Annotated in this window: 15 protein-coding genes; 13 read left to right on the plus strand and 2 right to left on the minus strand. The window is 73.6% G+C overall.

Features of this window, described 5'->3' with window-relative positions:
• Positions 1-26 precede the first annotated feature (26 nt).
• Complete coding sequence (locus ACFYO8_RS01150) at positions 27-986, minus strand: hypothetical protein (protein WP_354864172.1); 960 nt, start codon at positions 984-986, stop codon at positions 27-29.
• A complete protein-coding gene (locus ACFYO8_RS01155) occupies positions 983-1,393 on the minus strand; it encodes a YbaB/EbfC family nucleoid-associated protein (protein WP_354864170.1) in 411 nt (136 codons plus the stop codon). The genes ACFYO8_RS01150 and ACFYO8_RS01155 overlap by 4 nt, the downstream gene beginning before the upstream one ends.
• Before the next feature lie 251 nt (positions 1,394-1,644).
• Between ACFYO8_RS01155 and ACFYO8_RS01160 the strand changes: the two genes are divergently transcribed.
• From ACFYO8_RS01160 to ACFYO8_RS01220, 13 genes are all read left to right on the plus strand, one after another.
• A complete protein-coding gene (locus ACFYO8_RS01160; protein ID WP_354864168.1) occupies positions 1,645-1,965 on the plus strand; it encodes a WXG100 family type VII secretion target in 321 nt (106 codons plus the stop codon).
• 37 nt (positions 1,966-2,002) lie between these two features.
• Complete coding sequence (locus tag ACFYO8_RS01165) at positions 2,003-2,305, plus strand: WXG100 family type VII secretion target (RefSeq protein ID WP_354864166.1); 303 nt, start codon at positions 2,003-2,005, stop codon at positions 2,303-2,305.
• A gap of 120 nt (positions 2,306-2,425) precedes the next feature.
• A complete protein-coding gene (locus tag ACFYO8_RS01170; RefSeq protein WP_355047409.1) occupies positions 2,426-3,274 on the plus strand; it encodes a hypothetical protein in 849 nt (282 codons plus the stop codon).
• Between the two features lie 42 nt (positions 3,275-3,316).
• Complete coding sequence (locus ACFYO8_RS01175; RefSeq protein WP_357708462.1) at positions 3,317-6,655, plus strand: hypothetical protein; 3,339 nt, start codon at positions 3,317-3,319, stop codon at positions 6,653-6,655.
• Between the two features lie 2 nt (positions 6,656-6,657).
• Positions 6,658-7,059 (plus strand): hypothetical protein, encoded by a 402-nt coding sequence (locus tag ACFYO8_RS01180; protein WP_354864160.1) that lies wholly within the window; start codon positions 6,658-6,660, stop codon positions 7,057-7,059.
• Complete coding sequence (gene eccCa, locus ACFYO8_RS01185) at positions 7,056-11,015, plus strand: type VII secretion protein EccCa (protein ID WP_355095537.1); 3,960 nt, start codon at positions 7,056-7,058, stop codon at positions 11,013-11,015. The genes ACFYO8_RS01180 and eccCa overlap by 4 nt, the downstream gene beginning before the upstream one ends.
• Before the next feature lie 13 nt (positions 11,016-11,028).
• A complete protein-coding gene (eccD, locus tag ACFYO8_RS01190; protein ID WP_354864156.1) occupies positions 11,029-12,438 on the plus strand; it encodes a type VII secretion integral membrane protein EccD in 1,410 nt (469 codons plus the stop codon).
• Between the two features lie 6 nt (positions 12,439-12,444).
• Positions 12,445-13,800 (plus strand): type VII secretion protein EccB, encoded by a 1,356-nt coding sequence (gene eccB / locus ACFYO8_RS01195; protein WP_354864154.1) that lies wholly within the window; start codon positions 12,445-12,447, stop codon positions 13,798-13,800.
• Between the two features lie 7 nt (positions 13,801-13,807).
• On the plus strand, positions 13,808-16,999 hold the full coding sequence (locus ACFYO8_RS01200) for a hypothetical protein (RefSeq protein WP_354864153.1): 3,192 nt from the start codon (positions 13,808-13,810) through the stop codon (positions 16,997-16,999).
• Positions 17,000-17,003: 4 nt separating this feature from the next.
• Entirely contained in the window at positions 17,004-20,285 is a 3,282-nt protein-coding gene (locus tag ACFYO8_RS01205) for a right-handed parallel beta-helix repeat-containing protein (protein ID WP_354864151.1), read from the plus strand.
• A 32-nt stretch (positions 20,286-20,317) separates the two neighbouring features.
• Positions 20,318-20,638 carry a YbaB/EbfC family nucleoid-associated protein gene (locus tag ACFYO8_RS01210; protein ID WP_354864149.1) on the plus strand — a complete coding sequence of 107 codons (321 nt, stop codon included), beginning with the start codon at positions 20,318-20,320 and terminating at the stop codon, positions 20,636-20,638.
• A gap of 119 nt (positions 20,639-20,757) precedes the next feature.
• Positions 20,758-21,393, plus strand: coding sequence for a response regulator transcription factor (locus ACFYO8_RS01215; RefSeq protein ID WP_354864147.1), 636 nt, complete (start codon positions 20,758-20,760; stop codon positions 21,391-21,393).
• Between the two features lies 1 nt (position 21,394).
• Positions 21,395-23,779 carry a hypothetical protein gene (locus tag ACFYO8_RS01220; RefSeq protein ID WP_355096103.1) on the plus strand — a complete coding sequence of 795 codons (2,385 nt, stop codon included), beginning with the start codon at positions 21,395-21,397 and terminating at the stop codon, positions 23,777-23,779.
• Positions 23,780-23,783 lie beyond the last annotated feature (4 nt).

Genomic DNA, 23,783 nt, shown 5'->3' on the forward strand with positions numbered 1-23,783 from the left:
GTCCTACCGGGGCGCCTGTGGGTGGCTCAGGCGCCGAGGATGATCGGGGTGGGTGTGCCGTCGGGCGCGTAGCTCAGGTACAACGGCTGGTAGCCGGGTGCGGTGGGGTCCACGACCGGGTTCTCCTTGACCACGAAGAACCGGCCCTGTCCGGGGTCGATCGGCTGACCGTCCGGAGTGGTCACGGGCGTGCCGGCCAGCGGGGTGATCGAGTCGTAGAGGTTCGCGTCCACCCGGGTGCTGCCGTCCTCGAACGGGTTGAGTGAGATCAGCCGGTACTCCTCGGGCAGCGGCCGGCCGCCGACGTGCGCGGTCGCGTACTCCGGCCGCATGAAGTACGACGAGATGGCCGGGTGGGCGGGGGTGAGCGGGGTCAGCGGCTCGGCGGGCTGGACCGGCAGCATCGGGGTGCCGTACTGCCGTGGCGCGAGCGTGGCCTGGTCGGCGGCCGGTACGGCGACCCGCTCACCGACCGCCAGGCGCCTCAGACGGGGGCGGTGCGGCTCACCCTGCTCGGCGTCCGGCTCGCCAGCCGGCACACCGACCGCCAGCCGGCGGGACATCAGACGGGCCCGGTGCGGCTCGCCCGCCTCGGTGGGCTCCAGCGCCGGGCTCGCGACCGCCCTCCGCGTCGGGTAGGTCAGGCCGTCGAAGTCCTTGGCCATCTTCCGGCTGACGTCCAGGGCGGCCTCGTCCGCCTCGCGGTACGCCCGGCTGCTCTCCGTGAGCCCCTGGGCGGTGTAGCGCAGGGTTCCCCGGACGCTGCCGATGATCGCTTCGAGGTTGTCCAGGCCCTCCAGGAACTTCGTCGAGAACTGCTCGCCCATGTCGTCGTCGCCCCACGCGTTGGCGTACCGGGCGCGCAGGGCGGTCAGCTCGGCGAGGTAGGACTCGTAGAGCTGCACGTGCGCCGCGTACGCCTTGCCGAGCCCTTCCACGCCGTCCGGGTCGACCCACAGCCGCCCGCCGGGATTGTTGCTGATCATTCGGGCCCCCGGGTCAGGAGTTCCCGCACACTCGTCACCATCCGCGGTTCCCTGGGCAGGAACGCGTCCGTCCCGGCTTGGCCCCGGACCAGCTTGTGGGCGTCCACACCGTCCGGCAGCATCGGCGCCAGCACGTCTGCCGCCTGGTTCATGACCTGCTCCTTGGCGTCGGCATAGGTGTCGAGGATGAGCCGGGTCAGATCCGCGGTGGTGAGCCGCTTGTGGGCGCCGGAGGGGAACTGGATGTCGGTCAGCACGCCGTTCTGGCCGACGGTGACGCTCACCTCTCGGCGCGGTGACATCGCGGTGGCCGAGAGCGCGCTCATCCGGGCCTGCATCTCGGCGAGGCTGTTGCGCTGACGCTCGTACTCCTGGAACAGGCCTTCGATGCGCTCGCTGTAGTTCACGACGGACCACTCCCTCGACGTCGCGGTCAAGTGAAGACGCCACGCCGTCGCGCCGGAACTCCGGTCGGGGATCAGTGCATGAAAGTGCAACCACTCTTCCCGGGCGGTCGGCCGGCGCCGCCGGTTCCGGGGGCGCTGCCGTGCAATGTTGGGTGACGTTCGGACATGGTGGCGTAGCCGGGTTGCCGCCGGGCACGGCCGCGGATCAACACTCTTCCCTGCCACCTTTCCCTGACACGAGGAGTCCGGCCGTGACGATGCCGACCGTCAGCACCACCGAAGCGGGTATGCAGCGGGCTGCCCAGGAGTTCTCCAACAAGGCCACCGAATTCACCGGCCAGCTGCGCGCCGTCAACGGGCAGATGGCCATCCTGATCTCCTCCTGGACCGGCCAGGCGTCGCAGGGCTTCAACCAGGCCATGGACAACTGGGAGAACGCGTTCCAGCGGGTGATCAACGAGCTGCTGAACATGCTCGAGGTCATGGGCGTGACCACCAAGGGCTACCAGACGGCCGAGGACGAGGCGTCGAGCGTGGCCAACTCCTTCGGCGCGGCCCTGCCGGGCATCTGAGCTTCACCCCCACCCCCGATCTCCCGAGAGGACTGACGTGTCCAACTACACCTTCGATTTCGTGCAGGCAGACGCCGTGCTGACCGATATGCACCGCATCAACGGCCAGATCCAGTCGGCGCTGGACGAGATGGAGCGCACTGTCGAGGCCAGCCTCGCCGAGTGGACCGGTGCCGCCCAGCAGCAGTACAAGGTCTCGAAGCTGGTCTGGAACCAGGCGGCCGACTCGATGGTCGGCTACCTGGAGCAGGCTCGGCAGACGCTGCTGCAGATCTCCGACAACTACGGCACCACCGAGCAGCGTCACGCCATGATCTGGAACGACGTCCGCGGCGGCTGATCCGCCGGGCGGCCGCCGCGGGCACGCGGCGGCCCGCGTCGCCCGTCCCCGGTCCGGTGAGCTGGACGACCCGGGCCGCTGGGGTCTGTGCCTTCGTTCCGCCGTCGAAACCCGAGTGGAGTGAGCTCCTTGGCCCGCATTGACTGGGGATATCCCAACGACAAAGCCATCAGCACGATGGACGCCTACGGCATGGGCGACACCGCCCTCAAGCAGCCCCACGGCACTGTGCAGGCGGCGTACGACTCCTGGATGGACTACTACACCAAGCACGGCACGAACAGCCAGTACGGCACCGGGGTGAACCTGGAGGGGTGGAAGAACCAGGTCCGCGCCGAGCATCCGGAGTGGATCGACGCCCGCGAGTGGTACGTGAACAACATCCTCGACGGCGGCGGCTGGCAGAACCTCGTCAAGACGTACAAGGACAGGATCACCGACCCGTCGAACGTGACGCCGCCCGCGTTCACCGACAAGTCCGACTGGATCGACGAGCCGACGAACTCGGGCTTCAAGCCGCCGGGGGTCGACCCGACGTTCAAGGGTGACACCGCCTCGACCAACGGCGTGGCGGTGAACACCGCCGCGCTGAGGTGGTTCGCGAACGAGGTGCTGGGCAAGGTCGCCGGCCCGGGGAACATCCTGCTCACCACGGCCGACCGGCTCAGCGCGGTCGACCCGCGGCCCGGCGCCTTCGCCCGGGCCGAGGTGCTGCGGCAGGCGGTCGTCGGGGCGACGGCCCAGGACGGCGGCGTCAAGGGCGACATGAAGGACATGTTGGTCAACATGAACACCGCCCTCCTCGCCGTGCAGGAGGCCCTGCTGAAGATGGCCACCGACTACGGGAACCTCGAAGAACTCAACGCGATGACCACGGACAAGCTCGGCGAGATCATGGGTGACTCCTTCAAGGGCCTGGACAATCTGGGCACCTACGGCCAGAAGATCATCAAGACCGACGGCAACTGACGCGGGCGGACGGGTCCGGCAGCTCGCGAAGAGGGACAGGGCATGGGCAACGGCCTCGGTGAGAGCAAACTCGACGGGTGGAACGACCCCTCGGAGGAGGCGGCCACCTTCCCGCCGAAGGTGATCCCGGTCGGCGACCTGTACGACTACCGGACCTGGGCGACCGAGACCCGCGGCTGGCGCAAGCTCGAGGCCGCGGTCAACGGCGGCGCCGCGGTGGTCAGCGAGGCGGGGCGGACGTACGCGGAGACCCGCGTCAACGTGGGGTCGGTGATCGCGGCCGCCCAGGCCTTCCAGGCGACGCAGGATCTGCTGATCTGGCTCGAACAGACCATCCGCACCGCCGTGGCGTCGATGGTCGGCGACGACAAGGCGTGGAAGGGGCCGGCGGCCAACGGGTTCCGGGACAAGATGAACTTCTACGCCGACCTGCTCGGCAAGCAGGCCGAACACCTGGCCGGCGGCGCGGTTCCGGACTCCACCACGGCAGCCAACAGCATCAACTCCTCGACGAACGTCACGTCGCTGCCGTCGCAGCTCTACGACGCCGCCAACTATCTGTCCTGGGCCCAGCAGACGATCACCTATCTGGACCGCGCCTGGGCGTCCATCGCCTCCACCAACGGGGTCGGCAACGAGAAGGACCCGGTGCCGATCAGCGGTACCGAGTACGAGAAGCCGATGGCCAAGCAGATGTCCGACGTCGTGCACACGGTCGCGGAGCAGTACAAGATCGCCACCGACAAGGCGGGCACGTCCGGGGTGACCATGCCCACGACCGGCATCAACATGCCGACGGGGCCGCCGCCTCCGTCGGTGACCTTCACCTCGCCGAATGTGACGCCCCCGCCGACGCTCACCCCGCCGGTGTTCACCACGCCACCCGTCGGCGGCATCACCACGCCGGGCTTCACCACGCCGCCGAACATCACGGTGCCCACGATCACGCCGCCGAACCTGGCGGGTGGCCCCGGCGCCGGAGGACCGGGCGCCGGTCAGGGGCCGGGAACCTTCACCCCGCCGTCGTTCTCCGGCCCCGGCGGGATCGGTGGCCCCACGCCCGGTGGCGGCGGCAGCGGGCTGCCCGGCTTCGACGCGCCCGGCATCAACCCGCCCGGCATCAACGGGCCTGGCATCAACGCGCCCGGCGGCGGCTTCCCCGGCGGTGGCCTCCCGGGGGGTGCCGGCCTACCGGGCGGGCTGGGGCCCGGTGTCGTCCCGCCGGGCATCAAGCCACCGGGCGCGGGCGGCGCCGGCGGCGGCGCGGGCGGCGCCGGTTCGATCAAGCCGCCGTCGTTCTCCGGCCCCGGCGAGGTGGGCGGTCCGAAGCCCGGAGCCGGCGCGGGCACCGGAACAGGCGTCGGCAGGCCAGGCGGGGGATTCACCGCGCCGAGTGTGCCGGGCATCGGCTCGCCCGGCGGTGCCGGGCCGGGCGCGGGCGGCAGCCCTGGGCTGCCGGAGAAGCCCGACGCCAACGGGCTGCTCGGCAACGGCGACGACTTCGCCCCCGGCGCCGTCGGCGGTGTGGACATCCCGGCCGCTCCCGGTGGCGCAGTGCCCGGTGGCGGCGGCTTCCAGTCGCCGATGATGCCGGGTATGCCGGGCGCCGGTGCGCCAGGCGCCGGCGGTGGTGCCGGCTCGGGTGTCCCCGAGGCGCCGGACGCGAAGGGCCTGGTGGAGGGCGACGAGGCGGACTGGCGGCCACCTGGGTTCGACGGCGTGCAGATTCCCGGCGCACCCGCCGGCGCCTCGTCCGGCGGCGCCGGGCTGGGTGCTCCGATGCCGGGCATGCCGGGGCCGGCGGGCGGCGCGAACAGCCCCGGTGGAGCCGAGTCGCCCGACGCCCGAGGGCTCGTCAGCGGCGACGCCGAGACCTGGGGACCGGTGGGTGTGGACGCGGGCGTGCCGGACGGGTCCGGCGGTACGCCGGCCGGTGGCGACGGGCTCGGCGTCGACGGCCCGCAGATCCCCGCCGTCCCGCCTGTGGCACCGGGCGTCGATTCGCCGGTCGCGGCGCCGGCCGGTGCCACCATGCCGATGATGCCCGGAGCGCCGGGTGCGCCGGGCGCCGGTGCGGGCACGTCCGGCAGCGGGGTGCCGGAGGCTCCCGACGCATCCGGGCTGATCGAGGCGGACGCCGACGACTGGCGCCCGTCGACCCCCGACGCCGCGGCACCGCAGGCGCCCACGGGGGCGGTCGCGGGCGGCGCCGGGTTGGGGGAGCCGGCTGGTTTCGCTCCGCTGAGCACCGGCGCGACGCCGCCGGTGGCCGGCCTGCCGGGCAGCAACGCGCCCGCCGGAAACACACCCCGCAACGCGTCCGACGCGTCCGGCCTGATCCGGCCGGACGAGGCCGACTGGATCCCGGCCGGACCGGGCGACGGCTCGCCGGAGGCGGGCGACGGCACGGCCTCCGGCGGCGGAGGACTGGACGGCGCCGTGCCGGTTACCGGCGTGCCCGGCCCGCGGCCGGGACCGGGCGAGGGCACGGCGGGCGGCCGCGCGGACGCCAGCGGTTCTCGGCCGGACGCCGACCTGCCCGGCCCGCAACCAGATCCGGCCGGTCCGGTCGGCCCGGATCCGGGCGTGCCGGAGGCCGCCGCCGGGGCACCTGCCGCGCCGGATGTTCCGGCAGCGCCAGTGCCCGCCACCGGCGGTACGTCGCCGGCCGCGCCGGTGCCCGAGGTGGTGGCGCCGCCGGTGGCGGTGGAGCTGCCGACCGTGGTCGACCTGTCTCCGGGGGTGGAACCGCCGTCACGGGCCGAGCCGCCCGCAGCCGTCGCGCCGGCTCCGGTGGCCGCGGCCCAGCCGGGCCAACCCGCCCAGCCGGGCCAACCAGGGCCACCCGGCCAGTCAGGACAGTCAGGCCAGCCAGGACAGTCAGGACGGTCAGGACAGTCCGGCCCGGCGGCGCACCCGCCGGCCCAGACGGCCGCACCGAACCCGTCGACCACCCCGGGAGGCGGAAGCCCGGAGGGGACACACCGCAGGACCGGCGTCGCCGCTGTCGTGGCCGACGGTGAGGTGGCCGTCGCGGTCCCCGGCGCGCTCGGCCTGGCCGGCGCCGCAGCCGTGGCCGGAGTCGCCGGTCCCGGCCCGCAGGGGTCCGGCTCGGACGCCGACGACGCGGCCCGGGCCGGTGGGGTCCGGCGCCGCTCCGACCGCGACGACGACGGTGAGCCCGGTGCCGAGCGTGAGCCCGCCGCCGGCCTGCGTGAGGACGACGCCGTCTGGGGAGGTGACCACGCCCGGCCGGCGGCCGACGACCACGTGCCGCTGGTCCGCCCGGACGACGACCCGGACGACACGACGGGCTGGGACGACCTCAGCGACGCGGACTGGCTGACCGGCACGTCAACTGACGACGGCAGGGAAGGGTGACCATGTCGGAGACACCGCAGCCGCCCCGCGCCGTGTGGCGGCGGGTCGCGCCCGCGAAGGCGGCGCCCCGGCCGTCCGACGGCACCGTCGACTTCTTCAGCGCCGACCCGGAGAAGATGCGCCCGTGCGGCGAGCCCGGCGTCAGCGACGCGGAGTTCACGAGGTCGCTCGCCGAGGAGGAGAAGGCGGCGGCCGCCCGCGCCGAGGCGTTCTGGGCCGAGCAGGAGCGGCTCCGCAAGGACGAGGAGGAACGCGCGAAGAAGGAGAAGAAGCGCCAGGCCGAGGAGGACGACGACGTCAAGGTCGCCGAGCGCTACCGCAACGACCGCTACGCGGTGAAGCTGCTGCGCCAGGAGCGCACCGTCTGGGGCGGCGACGACGCCGGCGCGGGGACGATCGGATGAGTACGGTCACCGTCAAGCGCCCGCCCCGCGCGCCGGGTCCGGAGGCGCCGGAAGGCTCGGTCGAGCTCCAGGAGCCGCCGCTGATGGCGGAGGAGGCCCCGCTCGACTTCCGCTCGTTCGCGATGGTCGTGCCGATGGGCCTCGGCATGGGCGCGATGCTCGCCATGTTCGGCCTCTACAACCGCACCCCGATCATGTACGTGATGGGCGGCGCGATGGCCGGCGGCATGCTGCTCATGGGCGTCATGCAGATCGGCCGGGCGGCGTCCGAGCGCAAGCGCAAGATGCGCGGCGAACGGCGCGACTTCCTGCGCTACATCGGGCAGTTGCGCAAGCAGGCCCGCGAGGCGGCCGACCAGCAGCGCCGGCACGTGCTGTGGAACAACCCGCAGCCGGGCTGGCTGTGGTCGATCGCGATGGGCAGCCGGCTGTGGGAGCGCCGACCCAGCCACGACGACTTCGGCCGGGTCCGCATCGGCCTCGGCCGGCAGACCGCGATGCTGAAGTTCAACCCGCCGTCCACCAAGCCGATCGAGGACCTCGAACCGCTGTCGTCGATCTCGCTGCGGCGGTTCTCCGAGGCGTACCGGACGGTGTCCGGCATCCCGACCTCGGTCGGCCTGCCGAGTTTCACCAGCGTCGAGTTCGAGGGCGCGATCGATCCGGCGATCGACCTGGCCCGCGCCATGGTGGCGCAGTTGGCCACCTTCCACGCCCCGGACGAGCTGCGGATCGCGGTGCTCGCCGCCGAGGTGCACCGGGGCCCGTGGGAGTGGGTCAAGTGGCTGCCGCACAACGCGCATCCCACCGCGTACGACGCGGCCGGCCCGGTACGGATGTTCGCCGGCAGCCACGACGCGCTGATGGACATGCTCGGCCCCGAGATCACCGACCGGGGCGATCACGACCGGGCCGTCAGGCCGACCACCAGCGAGCCGTTCCTGGTGATCGTCGCGCATCTGGTGGACCTGCCGGACAGCTCCCGCCTGCTCGGCGCGGGCATCCGCAACGTGGTGCTGCTCGACCTCACCGGCGCGATGCCCGGCGGCCCCAAGGTGCTGCGGTTGACAGTCACCGACGACGTCGTGGAGTTCCCGGCCGGCGCGACGACCGGCTCGGCCAGGCGTGACGGCCTGGACCGGACCCAGTGCGAGGCTCTCGCGCGGATCATCGCGCCGAAGCGGACCAGCGGCACGCTGGAGGTGTCCGACGAGCCGCTGGACACCAGCTTCGAGCTGACCACGCTGCTCGGCATCCGCGACGCGATGACCTTCGACGTGCCGGCCCTGTGGCGTACCCGGACCCCGCAACGCAACCGCCTCATGGTGCCGATCGGCGTCACCGAGGAGGGCGAGGTCATCGAGCTGGACCTGAAGGAGTCCGCGCAGGGCGGCATGGGCCCGCACGGCCTGCTGATCGGCGCCACCGGCTCGGGCAAGTCGGAGCTGCTGCGTACCCTCGTCTGCGGCCTGGCCGCGACGCACAGCTCGGAGATCCTCAACCTGGTGCTCGTCGACTTCAAGGGCGGCGCCACCTTCCTCGGCATGGACAAGCTGCCGCACACCTCGGCGGTGATCACCAACCTGGCCGACGAGCTGCCGCTGGTCGACCGGATGCAGGACGCGCTCAACGGCGAGATGACCCGGCGGCAGGAGATGCTGCGGGCCAGCGGCTACGCCTCGCTGTTCGACTACGAGAAGGCGCGCGGCAACGGCGCCCAGCTCGTGCCGTTCCCGGTGCTGCTGATCGTCGTGGACGAGTTCAGCGAGCTGCTGTCCAGCAAGAGCGAGTTCATGGACCTGTTCGTGTCCATCGGCCGGCTCGGCCGGTCGCTCGGCGTGCACCTGCTGCTCGCCTCCCAGCGCCTGGACGAGGGGCGGATCAACCGGGTCGAGGGGCACCTGTCGTACCGGCTGGCGCTGCGTACGTTCTCCTCGATGGAGTCGCGGTCGGTTATCGGCGTGGGCGCGGCGTACGAGCTGCCGCCCGAGCCGGGCAACGGCTACCTCAAGGTGGACACCACGAACCTGGTGCGCTTCAAGGCGGCGTACGTCTCCGGCGCGTACACCGGAAGTGGACGCCGCGGCGGCGTCGCGGATGCCGGGGACGAGCCGACCGCGGACGTGGTGCCGTTCACCACCCGGCAGGTGGCGGTGCGCCACGACCCCGGGCCGGAGCGTCCGGCCCAGCAGATCGAGGAGGCCGCCGCCGACGCGAACGGGCCGAGCCTGGTCGAGGTGCTGCTGGACCGGCTCGCCGGCTCGGGCCCGCCGGCCCGTCAGGTCTGGCTGCCGCCGCTGTCCTACGCGCCGAGCCTGGACTCGCTCATGCCGAGCGTGCTGCCCGATCCGGTACGCGGCATGACCATCGACGACCCGAACGCCCAGGGTGGCCTGCGGGTTCCGGTGGGCGTCGTGGACCGGCCCGCCGAGCAGCTGCGCGAACTCCTGGTGGTCGACCTGAACGGCGCCGACGGCCACGTCGGCATCGCGGGCGCCCCGCAGAGCGGCAAGTCGACGCTGCTGCGCAGCCTGATCCTGGCGCTGTCGCTGGCAAACACGCCGCGCGAGGTGCAGTTCTACGGCCTGGACTTCGGCGGTGGCGGCCTCGCCTCGATCGCCGGCCTGCCGCACGTCGGCTCGATCGCCACCCGGATGGAACGCGATCGCGTCGTCCGGACGGTCGAGGAGGTCCTGCAGGTCATGGAGAAGCGCGAGGCCGAGTTCGCCCGGCACGGGCTCGACTCCATGTCCAGCTACCTGGCCAAGGTCGCCGAGGGGGTGATCGAGGACGGCTTCGGGCACGTCTTCCTGGTCATCGACGGCTGGTACACGATGAAGCAGGACTTCCAGGAGCTGGAGCAGAAGTTCCAGGAACTCGCCTCGCGCGGCCTGTCCTTCGGTGTGCACGTGATCGTCACGGCGACCCGGTGGTCGGAGCTGCGTACCTGGATGCGGGACCTGCTCGGCACGAAGCTGGAGCTGCGGCTCGCCGACGCGATGGAGTCCGAGCACGGCTCCCGCAAGGCGGCCACCGTCCCCAACCAGGTCGGCCGGGGTCTCACCGACGGCGCGCTGCACTTCCTGGCCGCGCTGCCCCGGATGGACGGCAGCTCCGACGTGGGCGATCTGGCCGAGGCCACCAAGTCGGTGGTCGAGGAGATCGGCACGTTCTGGCCCGGCCCGGCCGCCCCGCCGGTACGGATGCTTCCGGCGCACCTGATGGTCGAGACGCTGCCGCCGCCCGAGTCCGACTTCAAGTTCGTCATCGGCCAGGACGAACAGCGTCTCGCCCCGGTCTGGCACGACTTCATGGCCACGCCGCACATGCTGGTCCTCGGCGACAGCGAGACCGGCAAGACCAACCTGCTCCGGCTCGTCCTGCGGTCCATCCAGCAGCACTACCCGCCGGAGCGGGCGAAGGTCGTGCTCGGCGACTCGCGCCGCGACCTGGACACCGCGATCGGCGCCGCGTACCAGGTGGGCTTCGCGTTCACCGGCGACAAGATGCACGAGCTGGCCGGCCAGGCGTCGGTCTCGATGAACCGGCGGATGCCCGGTGCGGACGTCTCGTCCGAGCGGATGCGCAAACGCGACTGGTGGGAGGGGCCGGAGCTGTTCGTCATCGTCGACGACTACGACCTGATGACCAAGAGCACCGGGATGGGCTCGACGCTGGACCCGCTCCTGCCGTTGCTCGCGCAGGGCGCCTACATCGGCCTGCACGTGATCGTCGCGCGCAGCACCTCCGGCGCGATGCGGGCCATGATGGACCCGGTGATCCGGCGGATGTGGGAGCTGGGCACGCCCGCGACGCTCTTCTCCTACCCGAAGGAGGAGGGCAAGTTCCTCGGCGAGGCGAAGCCCCGCCAACTGCCGCCCGGACGCGCCCAGCTCGTCACCCGGCGCGGCGTACGCCTGATGCAGACCGGTTTCGTGTCGGACACGGCCCGATGAGAGAGGCTCGCTGGTGACCGCAGCGCTGAACGACCAACTGTGCCGGATCACGGTGATCGGGCCGGCCCGCCGGGCCGACCTGGCCGTGCCGGTACGGATGCCGGTGGCGAACCTGATGCCGCTGCTGGTGCGGCACACCACCGATCTGGCCCGGGTCCCCGACGGCGAGGCGCCCGACGAGTCGTGGGTGCTGCAACGCGTCGGCCAGGCGCCGTTCGAGCTGTCCGGCACGCCGGAGAGCCTGGACTGGCTGGAGGGCGAGGAGCTGCACCTGCGCCCGGCGCAGGACCCGCTGCCCGAACTCGACTTCGACGACCTGGCCGAGGGCGTCGCCACTGTGGTCAACCGACGGGCCGACAGGTGGCAGCCGGAGTACCGCCGGGTGCTGTTCCTGGTGCTCTGTGTGGTGGCGATGGGCCTGATCGCCGCCGTGCTCGTGGACCGGGGCCCGGTGCTGCCCCAGGTGATCGGCGGCGCGGTGCTCGCGGCCGGCCTGTTCACCGCGTCGATGGTCAGCGCCCGCCAGCAGAGCGACGGCGCGTTCCCGTTGCTGTTCGGCGGCGGCGCGGCGTTCTTCGCGGCGGTCGCCGCGTCCAGCGCCGTCGACGGCGACCCGGACGGCGTGGCCTGGAACGCCACCGCCGGGCTGGCCGCCGCCGTCGCGATCGTCGCGGTGACCGCGTTCCTGCTGATCGCGCAGCGGACGGTCACGCCGGTCATGCCGTTCGCCCCGCTGCTGATCGTCGCGCTGACCGCCGCGATGGTGGTGCTCGTGCTGCTGGCCGGCGACGGCTTCGCGCTCACCGCGCCGGAGGTCTCCGCCGTGGCCGTGTCGGTGATCCTGGTGCTGATCGTGATCGCGCCCCGGGCGGCGGTGAAGCTGGCCCGGCTGCGCGGACCGCAGTTGCCCAAGACCGGCGCCGACATGTCGTACGACATCGAGCCGGAGGACTCCGACCTGGTCAAGTCGCGCGCCGACGAGGCGGACACCTACCTGACCGCCTGCATGACCGCGTCCGCGCTGGTCCTGCCGTTGCTGATGCAGCAGACCATGCGGGCGCCGGGCTGGTCCGGGTGGACGCTCGTGCTCGTGACATCGAGTGCAATCCTGTTGCGCTCGCGTACCTTCTTCGGATTCTGGCAGCGGATCGCCCTGGTGGCGGCCGGTACCGTCGGCTACCTCATGGTGGCCCTGATGTTCTCCGACAAGCTCGCCCCGACCGGCCGGTACGTCCTGCTCGGCGGGCTCGTCGCCCTCCTGGTGCCGCTGGTGATGGCCGCGCTGCGGCCGTGGCCGCGCCGGATGCTGCCGTTCTGGGAGTACACGGCCGGCGGGCTGGACGTCGCCACCGGACTGGCCGTGCTGCCGGTGCTCGCCCAGGTGCTGGGGCTCTACGCCTGGGCCCGCGGGCTCTTCGGGTAGCCGGCCGTGCAGACTCAGCGCGACCACGTCCACGCCCACCAGTTCATGATGGGCCGGTTGAGTTCCGCCCTGGTGCAGGGTGACCCGTCGACGGCGGAGATACCCGGGCAGCGCGCCGTCACCGGCCTGGCCTTCGGCGTGCTCATCAGCGTCCTGGTCGTGGCCGGGTTCGCCGTCTACGGCTGGATCGTCCCCGGCGGCAGCAAGGCGTACACCAAGAGCGGCGTGATCCTGGTGGAGAAGGAGAGCGGCAACCGGTACGTCTACCTCGATGGCGTGCTGCGCCCCACGCCGAACCTGACCTCGGCCATGCTGATCCAGGGCGGCGGCGCCACCGTGAAGCTCATCTCCAAGGAGTCGATCAAGGACGTTCCGCGCGGGCCGTCGATCGGCATCGACGGCGCCCCGCAGTCGGTCGCCATCGGGTCGATGGTCGCCGGCCCGTGGCTGGCCTGCCTGCCCGGCTCGGTCGCCGACGAACCCGGCGACCGGCTCGGCATCAACCTCGACCCGCGCGCCGAGGCCGTCCCGGTGCCGGCCGACCGCTTCGCCGTCGTACGCCGCGCCGACGGGCCCACCTACCTGGTGACCGCCGGCCGCAAGCACCGGGTCACCGACCCGGCCGTGCTCGCCGCCCTCGGCGCCACCACCACCCGCAAGGTGCCCGCCCCGCAGGACTGGCTCGGCTTCCTGCCCGACGGGCCGGACCTGGCCCCGGCCACCATCCCCGGCGCGGGCCGCTCCGGCCGGGTCGGCGACCGCACGTACCCGATCGGCACGCTGTTCCGGCAGCGACCCGACACCGGCGCCGAACAGTTCCTGGTACTGCGCCGCGACGGACTCGCGCCGCTGAGCCGGACCGAGTTCCTGCTGGCCACCGCCGCCTCCGGTGAGGAGCCGGTGGAGCTGAGCGCCGCCGCCCTCGCCGCGGCGCGGATGTCGGCCGACCGGTCGCTGCTCACCCGGCTGCCCGACCTGACCGGCCTCACCCCGCAGGAACCCGGCCCGTACGCGCTGTGCCTGCGCCAGAGCCCGGTGGACGGGACGCGGTTCGACAGCACCGCGGTGCTCGTCCCGCTGGCCCGCTCCGGCGTCCGCCCCGACGGCCGCACGTCGGTGCTCACCGCGCCCGGCAGCGGCATGGCGGTGCTCCCGGCGCCGGTCGGCTCCGGTGCGGCGCAACCCCTGCCGACGTACATCGCGGACGACGGAAAGGCGTACCCGATCGGCGACCAGGACGCGGTGCGGGCACTCAACCTCGACCGGGTCGTGAACGTTCCCTTCCCGAGAGAGCTGCTCGCGCTGGTGCCCCAGGGGCCGGGACTGAGCATGAGGGCCCTCGCGGCCGCAGAAGTGGGGTAGGTCGATCATGGCAACCCGGATCCGGGACCTGTTCGGCGGCGGCAAGGACCGTCCGGAGGGCGTCGTCCAGCACACCGTCGGCAACGCGCTCGTGGTGCACGCCGAGGACGCCATCAGTCCCGAGGCCCAGTCGCTGGCGCTGTCCATGATCGAGGACGCGGAGAACGACGTGGTCGTGCTCGACCTCGGCGACGGGATGCCGATCAGCGCCTGGGAGTCGATGGCCGGGATGCTGCCGCGCCGCCGCCGCGGCATCCGGCTCATCGCCTGCGGCCGGCACGGCAACTCGGCGGCGATGGCCGGTCAGTGGCTGTCCGAGCGCCTCAACCGCACAGTCATCGCCCCGGACGGCGACCTGGTACGCGGCTCGGCCGGAACGCTGTTCGTCCACTCCGCCCCGGGCAGCGGCTGGGTGCGGTTCCGGCCCGGCCGCCCGCCGGCCTGGGACGCCAAGCGCTATCCGACGCCGCGATGGGACCGGGCCGCGATCGACACCCGGCCGTCCAGCGCCACCGCCGAGATCGAGCCGATCCCGGCCGGGGTCTGGATCCACAGCAATCGCGACCCGCAGGTGGTCGACCCGCAACGGCAGCGGCTCACCGCGTACGTGCCCTGCCAGGCGGAGACCATGACAGTGCTGCTGGGCTGCCCCGGCACGCCGCCGCTGTCGCTCGACGACGTGGTGCGCTTCTGGCGCGGACTCGACGAGGAGAACCGGCAGCGGGTGCGCTTCGTGGAGTTCGGTGAGGTCCGGATCCCGGAGGGCGAGGCGTTCGGCCAGGCGCTCGCCGACCTGCTGAACACCGAGGTCACCTGCTACACCGGCGTGCCGATCGGCAGCCCGCAGCGCTACGAGATCCGGACCGTGCTGCCCGACGGCACGTTCGGCTGGGCGCCGTACGCGCTGGAACTGTCCTACTCGCCCCGGGCGCACCCCAACTCGCGGGCCCGCCGGCCCACAGTGCTCAGCCACCGCCCGCCGCTGGCCGGGGCGGAGGAGGTCGCACCCCGGGTCTACTGGTTCGCCCCCGGCGCGGTGGTCGAGGTGGTGCAGACCGGCCTCTGGGTGCGCTCCACCGCCGAGCCGAGGAACGCCGATCAGGTCCGGTCCGCGATGCTCGACGCGCGCAGCGGCACGCTCGTCTTCGACGACACCGTCCACTCGACCGCCCACCGGATGCGGGAACTGGCGCTGGACCTGGGCGCGCGGGTCGACGGCATGGCGGGTACGAGCCGCGCGCTGATGCCGGCGTCGGTGCTGGTACCCGGCGCGAAACCGCCCAGCCGGGCGGAGATGGTCGTCGATCTGGAGGCCGGGACGGCCGCGGCGGACACGACCGTGCCGTTGCGCGCGTACCTGGAGGTCACCCCACCCGCCGCCGTCGCCCCGCCCGCGGCGGACGGTGTGGTGGTCGCCGTTCCCGCCCCGGTCCCGGCCCTCGCCGCCGAGCGGACGCGCACGCTGCCGCCGCCCCCGGCGGTGCCCGAACTGCCGCCGTCCCCGGTCGCGCCGCCCGGATCCGACTTGCCGGCTCCGCCCGCGGTGCCGTTCGTGTCCGCGCTGCCGGATCCGCCGACGGCCCCGCTCAGGTCCGAGCGGCCGGTCCCGCCTCCGGCCGGGTCCGAGCGGCCGCTTCCGTCGCCGCCTCCGGCCCTGTCCGAGCGACCGGTTCCGGCAGCGCCTCCGGTCGCGGCCGTCCTGCCCGAACCACCCTCGGCGCCACTCAGGCCGGAGCTTCCGGAACCCCCCTCGGTGCCGCTCGGGTCCGAGCTGCCGCCGCCACCCGCGATGCCGTTCCCGGCAGCGCCGGTCGTGGTGGCCGCTCCCACGCCGCCGGTCGTCGTCGGCGAGCCGGTCACGCCCGCCGCGCCGGCCACCACTCCCGAGCCGGCCGCCTCCGCCGAGCCGGCCGCACCTGCCGCGCCTGCCGCACCCGCCGCGCCGACGGCGCCCACCGCGCCCGTGGTCGCCGGGCCGGTGGTCCCCGACTCCGGGCGCGGGCCGTCGGCGGCGCCGGTCGAGGAGACCGGACGCGAGGCGTACCCCGGCCCCTCCACCGTGCCGGCCGGCTTCGACGAGCCGGCGCCGCCGACCATGCCCGCCGGTTTCGGTCAGGCGCTCGCGACGCCACCGCCCGTGGCGGCCGGGCCGGTGGCGGCCCCGGCGTCGATGCCGGTCGTCGCCGTCGACCTGCCGCCCGCCGCGCACGCCGCCGCTGGAGCGGCGCAGACGGCCACGCCGGCGCAGACGGCCACGCCGATGGAGACAGCCGGGCCGGTGGAGACAGCCGAGCGGGCGACGACAGCCGAGCGGGCGACGACGGCCGGGCCGGCGCAGACAGCCGAGCCGGTGGAGACGGCCGAGCCGTCGGAGGTGGCCGCCGAGGCGCGGGTGCAGCCGGTGCCCTCGGCCGGCGCGGGCGCGCTGCTGTCGGAGAAGAAGGGGCTCGCCGACGAGCGCGCCTGGCTGCGCCGCACGCTGAGCCGCGAGTTCGACGTGATGGCCAGCTCGGTGTCCCGGATCATGTCCGAGCACCCCGGCATGCAGGGCTCCGGCGTGTCCACGGACGACGTGCTCGCCGACTCGGTCGCGCTACGCCTCTACCTGACCGGCCGTGGGCCGGGCGTCGACGCGGGCCTGCGGTCCGGCCGTAAGGGGCCGCACGTGCCGTTCGCGCGCTGCGTGGTCGCCGGGGTCTCCCGGCTGCCGTCCTTCCGGGGCACCACCGTCTACCGGCTGTCGCCGACCGCCGGGGAGTGGGCGCTCTACCAGGACCGGCGGCTGGTCACCGACTGGAGCTTTCTCAACGCGCTCACCCAGCCGTGCGCGTCCGAGGACGGCGACACCGACGTGCTGATCTGGTCGATGACCGCCCGCCGGACCAGCCTGCTGGAGCCCGACGGCGACGAGCACGTCGAGGACCGGGTGCTGTTCCTGCCGGGTACGAGCTTCAAGGTGCTGGAGCTGCGCCGGCCCGCGGCGGGTGAGCGCGGCGTGATAATGCTGCGGGAGATCGGCGCGAACGAGATCGACGACACCGGCCGGGTCGACTCCAACCGGCTGTCGCTGGACGAGCTGGCGATCACGTCGCTGCGGCGCAGCGTCGACCGCTGGGCCGCGGCCGAGCCCCGGGTACGCATCGGAGCGGCGGCCCGCGGGCGCCTGCGGGTGCTGCCCGGACTGGACCGGAAGGGGTGACGCGGTGAGTCGGCAGGTTCTTGTGGTGGGCGACCGGAGGCCGGGATCCCATCCGACGATCGGCGCCGCGCTGTCCCGCGCCGAGCCCGGCGCCACGATCGACGTCCATCCCGGCCGGTACGTCGAGAAGCTCGTGGTCGGCGACCGGGTGACGATCAGCGCGGTCCAGCCCGGCACCGTCGAGGTGCACGTGGAGGAGGGCAGCGTCCTCGTCGTGCGCGGTGAGGGCGCCCACCTGCGGGGCATCACGCTCAGCAGCGCCGACGCCACGCTGGCCGCCGTCGACGTGTACGCGGGTGAGGTGGCGCTCGACGACTGCCGGGTCAGCGGGGCCTCCTGGGTGACGCTGCTGGCCCGCATGCAGGGCACCGTCGCGTTGCGCGGCTGCGACGTGACCAGCTCGGCCGGCGCGGGTGTGGTGGTGATGTCGGCCGGTTCGAGCACGATCGAGGACACCGATGTCCACGACGTCGTCACGAGCAGCGTGGTGGCCGGGGAGCAGAGCGCGCTGACGCTGCGCCGCTGCCGGCTGCGCACGGCCGGCGCGAACAGCGTGTGCGCCGGCGGCGACGCCCGGCTCACCGTCGAGCAGTGCGAGATCACCGGAGCCGGCAAGCCCGCCCTGGTGGTCGAGCAGCGCGCCTGGGCGCGCATCCGCGGCCTGTCCGTCACCGGCAGCGGCAACGTCGACGTCTTCGTCCGGGGCGAGGCCGACGTGCAGATCAGCGACTCGACGTTCACCGGCGCCGCGGTGCAGTCGGCGCACATCGCCGAGGGCGCCTCGCCGTCGTTCCGCAACTGCACGTTCGCCGGCGCCGGGCACACAGCGGTCCAGGTGCTCGGCGGCGGCCGGCCGACCTTCACCGACTGCACGATCCAGGACGCGCCGGTGGGTGTCGCCGTCAACGGTGGCGCCCCGCGCTTCCTCGGCCTGACCGTGCGGGGCACGCGGGACAACGTGGCCGTGTTCGCGGGTGAGTCGGCGGTCGTGCTCCAGCGGCTGCGCGCCGAGATCACCACGGGCTCCGGGGTGCTGGTCCAGGACGGCGCCTCGCTGGAGGGCGCCGACCTCGTGGTGGACGCGGGTGAGGCGACGGCGCTCGCGCTGACCGGAGCGGCGCGGGGCGTCGTGCACGAGGCCCGCCTCACCGGCACCGGCGCGGCCTGCGTCCGGGTGGGCGCCGGCGCCGACCTGACGCTGCGCGCGGCCCTGCTGCGCGGTTCCGGCGTGCTGGCCGAGGGGGCGCTCCAGCTCGGCGACAGCGAGATCGTCGGCTCGGCCCGCGACGGCCTGCGGGTCACCGGCTCGGCGAGCGTCACGCAGACCCGGGTACGCGACGCCCGGGCCGACGGGATCGTCTTCGAGGCGGGCTCCCGCGGATCGGTGAGCGACGGGGAGGTGCTCGGCAGCGGCGCGGCCGGCATCGGCGTGGACACCGAGGAGCCGGTCGCGCTCACCCGGTGCGTGGTGCGCGACAGCGGCGGCGAGGACGTGCGCCGCGCGCCCGGCGCGACGGTGACCACCGAGGCGCTGACTGTGGGCCGTCCGCAGGCCACGCCCGCCGGCCCGCCGGCCGCCGCGCCGCTCCCGGCGCCCGACGCCGGGGGTACGCCGGAGGAGAGCGGCGCGGACGAGCTGAGCGAGCCGCTTCGCGAGTTGAACAGCCTGATCGGCCTGCGCGGGGTGAAGCAGGAGGTCACCGCGCTGATCAACCTGATCAAGATGTCGCAGGTCCGGCTCCAGATGGGCCTGCCGATGCCGCCGATGAGCCGGCACCTGGTCTTCGCCGGCCCGCCCGGCACCGGCAAGACCACAGTGGCCCGCCTGTACGGCTCGGTGCTCAAGGAACTGGGCATCCTGTCCAAGGGCCACATGGTGGAGGCGGCGCGGGCCGACCTGGTGGGCCAGTACATCGGCTCCACCGCGATCAAGACGACCGAGCTGGTCACCAAGGCGCTCGGCGGGGTGCTCTTCATCGACGAGGCGTACACGCTGTCCAGCGGCTCCGGCGGCTCCGGGCCGGACTTCGGCCAGGAGGCCATCGACGCGCTGATGAAGATGATGGAGGACCACCGCGACGAGCTGGTGGTGATCGTCGCGGGCTACTCCGAGCTGATGGAGCAGTTCCTGGCCTCCAACCCCGGTATGGCGTCCCGCTTCACCCGCACCATCGAGTTCCCGAACTATTCCGTCGAGGAACTCGTCACCATCACCTCGAACCTGGTCAGCAAGCACTACTACGAGCTGACCGACGACGCGGTGGAGGCCCTCACCGCGTACTTCACGCGGGTGCCGAAGAACGCCACGTTCGGCAACGGCCGGGTGGCGCGCAAGCTCTTCGAGGCGCTGATCAACAACCAGGCGTCGCGGCTGGCCACCACGCCGCCCACCAAGGACAGCGAACTCAACCGGCTCACCGCCGCCGACGTCGAGCCCGAGCTGGCGCTGCTGGAGGACCTGCCGGTCGAGCAGGGCGAGCAACCCGACGCGGCGACCGATCCCACCGGCGCGATAAACGCGGCCCGGAGCTGGAAGCGGATCTGTGGCCTGGTCGGCGGGCAGCGGGTGAAGGAGGCGGCTGGGCAGACGCTGTTGCAGCTCTGCGAAGGACGCAACCGCCGCCGCGGCCCCGGCCGCACCGGCAACGTGCTGCTCGGCGGCCGGGCCGGGAGTGGCCGCAGCGAGTACGCCCGGCTCTACGCGGCCTGCCTGTCCGAGCTGGGCCTGGTGCCGGTCGGTCACCTGGTGCGGGTGGGCACCAGCCGGGAGCTGGCGCCGCAGTGGCCCGGCCAGGCCGGCAGCCTCGTCGACGCGGTGCTCGACGACGCGGCCGGCGGGGTGCTTCAGCTCGACTACGTCGACGACGGCTCCGGCGTGGCACCGGAGATCGCCGAGGCGCTGGTCGGCCGGATGCGCTCCCGGCTCGGTGACCCGATGGTGGTGCTGACCGGCGAGGAGGCGGCGCTGGCGAGCCTGCGGGCAGCGGTGCCGGCCGTGAACGAGGTGTTCGGCCAGCAGTGGTCGGTGCCCGAGTTCAGCACCGACGAGCTGGCCGCGATCGTGCTGCGGCACCTGGTGCGGCGGGGCCACGAGGTGCCCGACGACGTCCGGGCCGCGCTGACGCAGATGGCCGGGCGGTTACCCGAGCGCACCGTCCTCGCCGCCCACCAGTTCTCGCTCGCGCTGACCCGGCGCACCGGCTCCCGTACCCTCGCGCTCGCCGACCTGGCCGCGCCCGGCCCGGCGGTCGGCGAGCGGCTCGGCGGCCTGGCCGCCGTCGGCTGACCACCCGTCCGTCCCAGACAGAAAGGCCCGGCATGCAGCCCGAGTCCAAGCCGGTTCCGCCCTCGTTCCAGGAGTTCATCGAGAACGCGCAGCGCCTGGAGGACCAGATGCGCAACGCGCAGTCGGAACTGGAACGGGCGATCGTCACCGGCCGCTCGCAGGACGCCACAGTGGTGGTCATGGCCAGCGGCCTGGGCAAGGTCCAGGTCGTCCGGGTCGACCCGGTGGTGTACGAGCGACGAGACGCAGCGTCGTTGCAGACGGCGATCATGGAGGCGATCCAGGCCGCGGCCGAGAATGCGGGGAAGCTCGCGACGGAGAAGATGGGCCCCGTCGAAATCAATCTTCACTGACTGAAAAAAGTCTGACCAGCGCTTACGCGTGCGTCTTCACGCCTTGTCGCCATCCGGCGGGAGACTGTGGAGATTTCCTGAAGGACTCTCCATGAGACTGTCAGCCCCTACTGACAGTGATGGAGATGGCTGTGGAGCAAGTTGCCGTCTTTGTGCACGCGCCCGACCCGCTGACCCACACCGGCCTGACCGCCCACCTCCGGTCGTGCTCCGACATCACGCTGCTGGACAGCGCTGACCGCACCCGGGCGCAGGTCCTCGTCGTCGCCGCCGAACGGCTCACCACCGACGTGATCGCCATGCTGCGCCTCGCGGCGACCGAGATCAGCGCCCCGGTCGTCCTGATCACCACGGAGGTCAGCGAGCAGGAACTGCTGACCGCCGTGGAGTGCCGCGTCGTGGCGGTCCTGCCGCGCGCGGCGGTCACCGCGGAACGCCTCGTGCACAGCGTCCGGGCGGCCGCCTCCGGTGGCGGCGTCCTGCCCCCGAACCTGGTGGGCGAGTTGCTCAAGCACATCGAACGGCTCCAGCGCGACGTGCTCAACCCGAACGGGCTGAATGCCTCCGGCCTGACCGCGCGGGAGATCGACGTGCTGCGGCTGATGGCCGAGGGCTTCGACACCAACGAGATCGCCGACGAGCTGCGCTACTCCGAACGTACGGTGAAGAACGTCATCTACGGCCTCAACCACCGGCTGAAGCTGCGCAACCGCTCGCACGCGGTGGCCTACGCCCTGCGCTCCGGCATGATCTGAGGTGATCACGCGCCACACCGTCGGCAACGCGCTGGTGCTGCACGCCCGCGAACGGATCAGCACGGAGGCCCGTACGGTCGCGCTCTCGGTGGACCGGGATCCCGACAACGACATCGTGATTCTCGACCTGCAACACGAGCTGCCGTTCGACATCTGGGACACGGTCGCGACCGAGCTGCGCCGGCAGCGCCTGCGCCGGGGCATCCGGCTGGTGGTCTGCGGCGCCCGTCCGGAGACCGGGGCGCTCGCCGGCCAGTGGCTCTCCGACCGGCTGGGCCGGCCGGTGATCGCGCCCTTCGGGCGGATGATCCCGGGTGCGGCGGGACTGCTGTTCGTGCACGCGACCGACCTGGGCGGCTGGGTCTGCTACCGGCGCGGCCACACGCCGGTCTGGCAGTCGAAGCGCTATCCCGTACCGGCCTGGGACGGCGCCGCCGTCGACCACCTGACGGTCAGCTCGACCTGCGCCGCCGAGCCGCTACCCGGCGGCGTGTGGCTGCGGGAGAGCCGCGACGAGGCCGCCGTCGCCGTACACGGAAGCCACCTCACCGCGACGATGCCGTGCCTGCCGGACGCGATGCCGGTGCTGGTGGGCTGCCCCGGAACGGCGCCGCTGCGCCTGGACGACATCGCCCGGTTCTGGCGCGGCCTGGCGCCGGAGGGCCGTGAACACGCCCGCTTCGTCCAGTACGGCCCGGTCGCGTTGCCCGAGGGCGAACAGTTCGGGCAGGCGCTGGCCGACCTGCTGTGCTGCCCGGTGCGCGTCTTCGCCGGCGTGCCCACCGGCCGTCCGGACGGTCCGGCGATGTTCACAGTCGACGCCGGCGGGCGGCCCGGCTGGCAGGTCTTCGCCGAGGAACTGGGCTACCGTCCCCGGGAGACCCTGGGCGCGAAGGCGGTGACGCCGCGCATCCTGCGCCACCGCGCGCCGCCGGAACTCGGCGAGCCGATCGGCCCTCGCGTCTACCAGTACGCCCACGACGCGGTGGTCGAGGTGATCCCGTCCGGCCTCTGGCTGCGTGGCCCCGAGCCGCCCCGGCACGCCGACCGGATCCGCGCGGCGCCGATGGACCCGAACCGCGCCCGGCTGGTGGTGGACGATCCGGCACCGGCCGTGGCCGACCGCCATCGGGAACTGGCCGGTGACCTGGCGGCGCGGCTGGACCCGGCGACCCGCGGGCGCGCTGCGGTGCAGCCGTCCTCGGTCGTGGCGCCGGGACGCCCGGGGCTCTCGGCTCGCGGGATCGAGGCCGGGACGTACCGGCCCACGACTGAGCACGCCGCCGGACCGGTTCCCGCGCCGCGGGTGCCGGCGGCCTTGCCGGAACCGGTGTCCGTCGCCGTGGCGGGTCCACCCGCGCCGTCGACCGGCGGGGTGGCCGCCGACGGGGTGGCCGTTCCCGCCGCCCTGCCGGACGGCGCCGGGCCTCCCGGGCCGGCGCCGGAGGTGGCCGGGCTTCAGGGCGCCGGGCCGGACACGGCCGGGCTCGGCCGCGTGGCGCTGGACGCGGCCGGGCCGGACGTGGCGGCGCCCGACGTGGCCGGGCCCGTGCTCGGCGGCGGCGCGGCGTGGGCGACGGGCCCGACGATGACGTTGCCGGTGCACCGCCCCGCGCCGGCGCCGGTCCGCTTCCAGCGCACGCCCGGCGACGACGCGCGCGGCGTACGCCCCGGACCCGACCTGGACGAGGAGCGGGCCTGGTTCCGGCGCGCGTTCCGCCGCGAGATCGCCGCCCTCACCGCAGACGTGGCGGACGTGCTCGCCGCGCATCCGGCGCTGGCCGGCGGCGCCGACGCGGTGGAGTACGCCACCGCCGTCCGCCTCTACCTCTCGGCCGCCGGTGACGGCCTCGACGAGGCGCTGCGGTCCGCCGCGCCGGGTGGTCACGTGCCGTTCGCCAGGTGCGTGTCGGCGGGCGTGCGCCGGCTGCCGGTGCATCGCGGCGTCGCGTACGCCGGCGCCGAGCTGACCACGGCGGACCTGCGCCGGATCGCGCAGCGCCGGGTGCTCACGGACTGGGGGTTCACGAACGCGCTCGCCGAGCCGCCCGCCGACCTGCCCGGCACGGTCGAGGTGCTGATCTGGTCGGCCACGGCGCGGCGCACCGCCGCGTTCGAGACCGGCGACGGCGTGCCGGCCCGGGTCCTCTTCCTCCCCGGTACGGCGTTCACGGTGCTCGAGGTGCAGGAGCCGGAGGCCGGCGCCCCGGCCCGGCTGCTGGTGCGGGAGCTGGCGGTGGAGGAGCCGCCGGTCGACGGGCGGGTACGCTTCGACGCCCTCGCCCTGGCCGCCCTGCGCCAGCACCTCGCGCGCCGTACCGGCCCGGGTACGCCGGTCCCGGCGGCCGCCGCGCGCCGGTTCACCGGCGTACCCGGGCTGTGCTGAGGGT

This window comes from Micromonospora sp. NPDC005257 (genome assembly GCF_042872445.1).
GTDB lineage: Bacteria > Actinomycetota > Actinomycetes > Mycobacteriales > Micromonosporaceae > Micromonospora.